Origin of the sequence: Streptomonospora mangrovi, from assembly GCF_027604915.1 — a bacterium.
GTDB classification, from domain to species: domain Bacteria; phylum Actinomycetota; class Actinomycetes; order Streptosporangiales; family Streptosporangiaceae; genus Streptomonospora; species Streptomonospora mangrovi.
In genome coordinates this window covers 55,620-62,158 of sequence record NZ_JAJAQC010000021.1, presented here as the reverse complement: position 1 = coordinate 62,158, position 6,539 = coordinate 55,620, and the positions used below count along the sequence as shown (strand labels likewise).

7 protein-coding genes are annotated in these 6,539 nt (G+C 70.1%); all 7 read right to left on the bottom strand.

Annotation, left to right across the window (positions count from 1 at the left end; genetic code table 11):
* Positions 1–114: 114 nt before the first annotated feature.
* The 7 genes from ehuA to ectB all read right to left on the bottom strand — a co-directional run bounded on the left by ehuA (position 115) and on the right by ectB (position 6,538).
* Complete coding sequence (gene ehuA / locus LG943_RS14355; RefSeq protein WP_270072774.1) at positions 115–939, bottom strand: ectoine/hydroxyectoine ABC transporter ATP-binding protein EhuA; 825 nt, start codon at positions 937–939, stop codon at positions 115–117.
* Positions 926–1,564, bottom strand: coding sequence for an ectoine/hydroxyectoine ABC transporter permease subunit EhuD (gene ehuD, locus LG943_RS14350; RefSeq protein WP_270072773.1), 639 nt, complete (start codon positions 1,562–1,564; stop codon positions 926–928). Before ehuD ends, ehuA begins: the two co-directional genes overlap by 14 nt.
* Entirely contained in the window at positions 1,561–2,289 is a 729-nt protein-coding gene (gene ehuC / locus LG943_RS14345) for an ectoine/hydroxyectoine ABC transporter permease subunit EhuC (RefSeq protein ID WP_270072772.1), read from the bottom strand. The genes ehuD and ehuC overlap by 4 nt, the downstream gene beginning before the upstream one ends.
* Positions 2,290–2,311: 22 nt before the next feature.
* Entirely contained in the window at positions 2,312–3,226 is a 915-nt protein-coding gene (gene ehuB, locus LG943_RS14340) for an ectoine/hydroxyectoine ABC transporter substrate-binding protein EhuB (RefSeq protein WP_270072771.1), read from the bottom strand.
* 363 nt (positions 3,227–3,589) lie between these two features.
* Positions 3,590–4,498: an ectoine hydroxylase gene (gene thpD / locus LG943_RS14335; RefSeq protein WP_270072770.1), complete on the bottom strand. Its 909-nt coding sequence runs from the start codon at positions 4,496–4,498 to the stop codon at positions 3,590–3,592.
* 242 nt (positions 4,499–4,740) lie between these two features.
* Entirely contained in the window at positions 4,741–5,148 is a 408-nt protein-coding gene (locus LG943_RS14330) for an ectoine synthase (protein WP_270072769.1), read from the bottom strand.
* Between the two features lie 124 nt (positions 5,149–5,272).
* Complete coding sequence (gene ectB / locus LG943_RS14325) at positions 5,273–6,538, bottom strand: diaminobutyrate--2-oxoglutarate transaminase (RefSeq protein ID WP_270072768.1); 1,266 nt, start codon at positions 6,536–6,538, stop codon at positions 5,273–5,275.
* Between the last annotated feature and the right edge of the window lies 1 nt (position 6,539).

The window sequence follows — 6,539 nt, the reverse complement described above, 5'->3', positions numbered from 1 at the left end:
TTGCACCGTTTTTGTGTTTCCCGTCTTTTTTTTACCCACCCCGGGGGCGCGGGGGGGGGGGGGGGGCCCCCCGGGCGCCCCCCCCCCCCCCGCCCCGCAGCCCGAGGGGACGCCTCAGCCGTGCTCCAGGACCGCCTTGAGGAAGGTCCGGGTGCGCTCCTGCTGGGGGTCGCCGAAGATCTTCTCGGGGGTGCCCTCCTCGGCGATCTGGCCGTGGTCGAACATCATCACGCGGTGCGAGACGTCGCGGGCGAAGGACATCTCGTGGGTCACGCACAGCATGGTGATGTCGGTGCTCTGGGCGATGTCGCGCAGCACGTCCAGGACCCCCGCCACCAGTTCGGGGTCCAGCGCCGAGGTGACCTCGTCCAGCAGCAGGATCTGCGGCCGCATGGCCAGCGCGCGGGCGATCGCCACGCGCTGCTGCTGCCCGCCGGAGAGCTGGGTGGGGTGGGCGTCGATCTTGTCGCTGAGCCCCACCAGCTCCAGCAGCTCCTCGGCCCGCTGGTTGGCCTCGTCCTTGGAGACCCCCAGGCTGTGCACGGGTCCCTCGGTGATGTTGCGCCGCACGTTCATGTTGGGGAACAGGTTGAACTGCTGGAAGACCATCCCGATCCGGCTGCGCACGCGCCGCAGGTGGGCCTCGTTGGCCTTGACCAGCTTGCCGTTGCGCTCCATGTGGCTGAGGGGGTCGCCGTCGACCCAGATGACACCGCCGTCGACGGTCTCCAGGGTCATCAGCAGGCGCAGGATCGTGGTCTTGCCCGAACCGCTGGGCCCGATGAGCGTCACGCGCTCGCCGGGGTCCACGGTGAAGTCCAGCTCGCGCAGCACGACGTTGTCGCCGTAGCGCTTGACCACCTTGTCGAATCGGATGATGGGGCCGGCGGGTGCCGCCTCTGCGGACTGCACGCCGGTGGTCGGCTCAGACTGCGGCATATCGGCGCTCCAGACGTCGGATCACGATGGCGGACGGCACGCTCACGAGGAGGAACAGCAGGCCCACCAGGGTGTAGGCCTCCATGCTGCGGAACGTCTCACTGCCGATGGTGTCGGCGACGAACATCATCTCGTGGACGGTGATGGCGAACAGGAGCGGCGTGTCCTTGAACATGGCGATGAGGTAGTTGCCCAGCGCCGGGATGACCTTGCGGATGGCCTGCGGCAGCACCACCGCGCCCCACACCCGCAGCGGCGGAAGGCTCAGCGCGCGGCACGCCTCCCACTGCCCCTTGGCCACACCCTCGATGCCCGAGCGGTAGACCTCGGCGGTGTAGGCGGCGTAGTGCACGCCCAGCACCGCCACGCCGATGGTCAGCGGCGTGAGGTTGGCCGGCGCCAGGTAGAAGACGAAGAACAACTGGACCAGCAGCGGCGTGGAGCGGATGAACTCGAAGACCGCGAAGACCAGCGGCCCCACCACCCGCACGCGGCGGATGAGCGCCACGGCCAGGCCCAGCACCAGCGCGACCGCGTACCCCAGCACGGTCGCCTGGACGGTGACGACCAGGCCCTCCAGCAACTGGGGGATGATCCCGATGGCGAACTCGGTGTCCCACATCACAGGGCCGTCACCTTCGCTCGGGTCGTGGCCGCGGGCGGGCGCAGCAGCGCCAGCAGCCCGCCGCCGGCCGGGGTCCGGCCCAGGCGGCGGTTGGCCCGCCGCTCCAGCAGCCGCACGCCCAGCACCAGCACCTGGGCGATGACGAAGTACATGACCAGCGCGCTGGTGAAGGCCAGCACCGTGTCACCGGTGGCGGCCCGCTGCTGGTTGGCGATCTGGGTCAGGTCGGCCACGCCGACCAGCGACACGATCGCCGACGCCTTCATCAGCTCGATCACCAGGTTGCCGAAGGTCGGCAGCATCTGCGCCCACGCCTGCGGCAGGATCACCCGCCAGGTGCGCCGCGCCCACGACATGTTGAGCGCGACGGTGGCCTCGGTCTGGGCCCGGGGGACGGCGTTGATCGAGGCGCGCACGACCTCGGCGCCGTAGGCGCCGACGTTCAGGCCCAGCGCCAGGATGGCGGCGAAGTTGATGTCGAGCTGGTAGGGCGTGATCTGCGGGATCGCGAACGCCAGCCAGAACATCACGACCAGCGCGGCCACGCCCCGGAAGACCTCGGTGTAGAAGGTCGCGATGCCCCGGGCCACGGGGTTGCGCAGCGTGCCCAGGATGCCGACCGCCATCGCCAGCACGAAGGCGAGCGCGGAGCCGGCGACCGTGAGCAGGAGCGTGATACCGGCCCCGGCCAGGTACATCGGGAATGTCGAGACGAAGAAATCCACGAGGAAACCTCTGCCTTACCTGTTACTCCGAGCACAGCTCTTCGGTGGTGAGGTCCCCGGGGTGGGCGGTCTCGTCGAACCCGAACGGCTCGCCGATCTCGGTGAGCCGGCCGTTCTGCTTGAAGTCGGCCAGGACCTCGTTGAAGCGGTCCCGCAGCTCGGTGTCGCCCTTGCGGAACGCGAACGCGCCGGCCGGCTTGACCTCCTCGCCGTCGACCACCGGGGTGAAGCCCTCGGTGACCTCGTACTCGTCGCCCATGTTGCGCTGCTTGAGCTGGTAGTTCAGCGAGAAGGTGCTCAGCCCCACCGCGTTGACGCGGCCCTTCTCCAGCAGCTCGATCATGCCGACGGCGTTGTCGCCCAACTCCATCTGCTCGGCGGGCACGCCCGCGCCCTCGGCGTACTCCTGCTCGACCGAGGCGTTGAGCACCGCCACCTTCAGGTCGGGGTTCTCGGCGAAGGTCTCGAAGGTCTCGATGTTGTCGGGATTGCCCTTGGGCACCATGAACGCCTGGAGCACCTTGTAGTCGGGCTCGGCGAAGGCGACCTCCGCGCAGCGCTCGGGGGTGATGTACATGCCGGCCGCCACGACGTCGAACCGGTTGGCCTTCAGCCCCGGGATCAGGCCGTCCCAGGCCACCGTCTCGGCCTGGACCTCCTCGATGCCCATCTCCTTGGCGATGGCGCGCAGCAGCTCGGGCGCCTCGCCGGTGACGTTGCCCTCCTCGTCGATGAAGCCGAAGGGGGGCTCGTTGTTGATGGCGGCGCGGATGAAGCCCTGCTCGCGCAGCGCGTCCAGCGTGGACTGGCCCTCGCGGGGCTCGGTCCGCGAACACGCGGCCAGGCCGGGCACCGCCACGAGGGCGGCGGCGGTGACGCCGCCGACGCGCAGCGCGTCGCGGCGGCCCAGGCGGCCAAGGGGATTGGTGTTCCTCATCGTCTTCGTCTCCTCATCGTGAAACCAGGGTTGGCGGACGGCGCGGCGCTCCCTCCCGGCGGGGAGGAAGCGCCGCTTCCGTCGGTGCGTCGTACACGCCGTGCGTGGCCCAGAGACGGCCCCGGTCGGGGCGTGGAGCAGGGCGTCTCAGTACCCCCGGTCACGCGGGTCGCGTTGCAAGGACAGTTGCTGCGAACTCCGTGCCCATGATCGCTTCGGACTAACTGCGGTGGAATAGCACGTTATGCACTGGTTACCCCGCCGCCTGGCCGAGACCGGCCCCGTAACGATCGCGCCACGGAGTGGCCCGATTTGTCCTGGTTCCACTGTCGTGGTCTTCATTGACCGGCGGTTGCGCCGGGATCACACCGCGGTGAAATCGCGCGCGCCCAGGAACGCCGGACGCGGCTTGGCCGCGGCGAACGGCGCCACGCACGTGTTCTCGACGCTGTTGTAGACGACGAACACGTTGGCGCGCGGGTAGGGCGTGATGTTGCCGTTGGAACCGTGCATGCAGTTGGAGTCGAACATGATCGCGCCGCCGGCCGGGCCGGTCAGCACGTCGATCCCGTGCTGCTCGGCCAGGATGGACAGGCTGCCCTCGTCGGGCGTGCCGACCTCCTGGCGGGTGAGCGACTCGCGGTAGTGGTCTGGCGGGGTCTCGCCCACGCAGGACACGAAGGTCCGGTGCGAGCCCGGCATGATCATCAGCGAGCCGTTGTGCACGTGGTTGTCGGTGAGCGCGATGGAGATGCTGACCGCGCGCATCCGCGGCATGCCGTCCTCGGCGTGCCAGGTCTCGAAGTCGGAGTGCCAGAAGAAGTCGGTGCCCGAGAACCCCGGCTTGTTGTTGACCCGGCTCTGGTGGATGTAGACGTCGGAGCCCAGGATCTGGCGGGCGCGCTCCACGATCCGCGGGTCGCGCACCAGTTCGGCGAACACCTCGCTGATGCGGTGCACCTCGAAGATGGAGCGGACCTCCTGCGATCCGCGCTCCACCACCACGCGCTCGTCCGACCGGAGCCGGGGGTCGGCGCTGAGGCGGTGCAGCTCGGCGGTGTAGTCCGCCACCTCCGCCGGCGTGATCAGCTCCTCGATCTGGAGGTAGCCGCGCTCGTCGTAGCCGCGCAGCGCGGCGTCGTCCAGCGGGCCGGAGTCGGCGTCGCCCCACACGGCGCGGTCGCGGCGGTAGATCAGCGCGGGCGTGTGGTGCTTGCGGGACGGGTAGTCGTCCATGGTCGGCTGCTCGAATTCGGTGGTCAACACACTCATGGCCTTACCCCTGAGGGATTCGCTCCTTCGGTTGCTGCGGAGTGCGGCCCGCCGTCGCGGCGGGCCATTGGTCCTCTGGTCGCTGGGTGTTCCGCCGGTTTCTCCTCGCCCCCGTGTCCCCCGTCCCGCCGGGGGCTCGCGCCCCCGGGCCGGTGTGCCGCCGGCCGCCGCCCGTCGCCCCCGCGCGGGGGGGCCGGCCGGGCGGCGGGCGGGGCGCCCTGGCCGCCCCCGCCGCGCGTCCGCTAGCCCTTCGCCTCCTCGCCGTCCTCGGTCAGCAGCGGGTAGACCCCGTTCTCGTCGTGCACCTCGCGGCCGGTGACCGGCGGGTTGAACACGCACAGCACCCGGAAGTCGGTCTTGGGCCGCACCGTGTGGTGCTCGTGGCCGTTGAGGAGGTACAGGGTGCCCGGCGTGATGAGGAAGGTCTCGCCGGTGTCGTCGTTGGTGACCTCGGCCTCGCCCTCGATGCAGTGCACCAGCTCGATGTGGTTGGCGTACCACATGCTGGTCTCGGTGCCCGCGTAGAGGACGGTCTCGTGGAACGAGAACCCGACGCCGTCCTTGGCGAGGACGACGCGGCGGCTGCGCCAGGTCTCGGTCCTGACATCGGCGTCGGTTCCGTCGACGTCCTGAAGGCTGCGCACGATCAAGGTGCTTACTCCTCCTGGTTGCTTCATGGTGGGCCGGCCCGGAGGCGGCGCCCGGCACCCGCCGGGCCCCGGCCTCCGCACAGGCCATTGCGATGGTGGACTACCCGCTCAGGAGCGGGCATGATCACGCCGGAAGCGGCTCCTTCATCACGGCGCGCGCCGACTCGGCCATGATCGCCAGGCCCTGCTCCAGCTCCTCCTCGGTGGTGGTGAGCGGCGGCAGCAGCTTGGCGACCTCGTCCTCGGGACCCGAGGTCTCCAGCAGCAGGCCGCGCTCGAACGCCTCGCGGCTGAGCGCCTTGGCGGCGCCCTCGCGGTGCAGGACCAGGCCCCAGGCCATGCCCCGGCCGCGCACGTGCGCCTCCTCGGGACCCAGCTCGTCGGCGACCTCGCCCAGCCGGCGCTCGATCAGCGCGCCCTTGGCGGCGGTGGCGCGGGCCAGCGCGTCGTCGCGCCAGAAGGTCTCCAGCGCGGCGGTGCCGGTGACGAACGCCGGGTTGGGGCCGCGGAAGGTGCCGTTGTGCTCGCCGGGCTCCCACACGTCCAGCTCGCGCTTGAACAGGGTGAGGGCCAGCGGCAGGCCGTAGCCGCTGATGGACTTGGACACCGTGACGATGTCAGGGGTGATCCCGGCGTGCTCGAAGCTGAAGAACGGGCCGGTGCGCCCGCAGCCCATCTGGATGTCGTCGACGATGAGCAGCATGTCGTACTCGCGGCAGAGCGCCTCCAGACCGCGCAGCCACTCGGCGCCGGCGACGTTGATGCCGCCCTCGCCCTGGACGGTCTCCACGATCACGGCGGCGGGGGCGTCCAGGCCGCTGCCGCTGTCCTCCAGCAGGCTGCGCAGCCACAGGAAGTCGGGCGTCTGGCCGTCCATGTAGCCGTCGAAGGGCATCGTGGCGGCGTGGCTGAGCGGCACGCCCGCCCCGCCGCGCTTCATGGAGTTGCCGGTGACGGCGAGGGCGCCCAGGGTCATGCCGTGGAAGCCGTTGGTGAAGCTGATGACGGTCTCGCGGCCGGTGTACTTGCGGGCGAGTTTGAGGGCCGCCTCGACCGCGTTGTTGCCGGCCGGGCCGGGGAACTGCACCTTGTAGTCGAGGCCGCGCGGGGCCAGCACGATGTCGCCGAAGGCGGTCAGGAAGTCGCGCTTGGCCACGGAGTAGGCGTCGAGGCTGTGCACGACCGAGTCGGCCATCAGGTACTCGATGAGTTTGGTTTTGAGCACCGGGTTGTTGTGCCCGTAGTTCAGCGAGCCGGCGCCGGCGAAGAAGTCGAGGTAGGGGCGCCCCGATTCGTCGAAGATGTGGCTGCCCCGCGCCTCGTTGAAGACGACCGGCCAACTGCGGCAGTAGCTGCGGACTTCGGATTCGAGGCGGTCGAAGATCTCCATG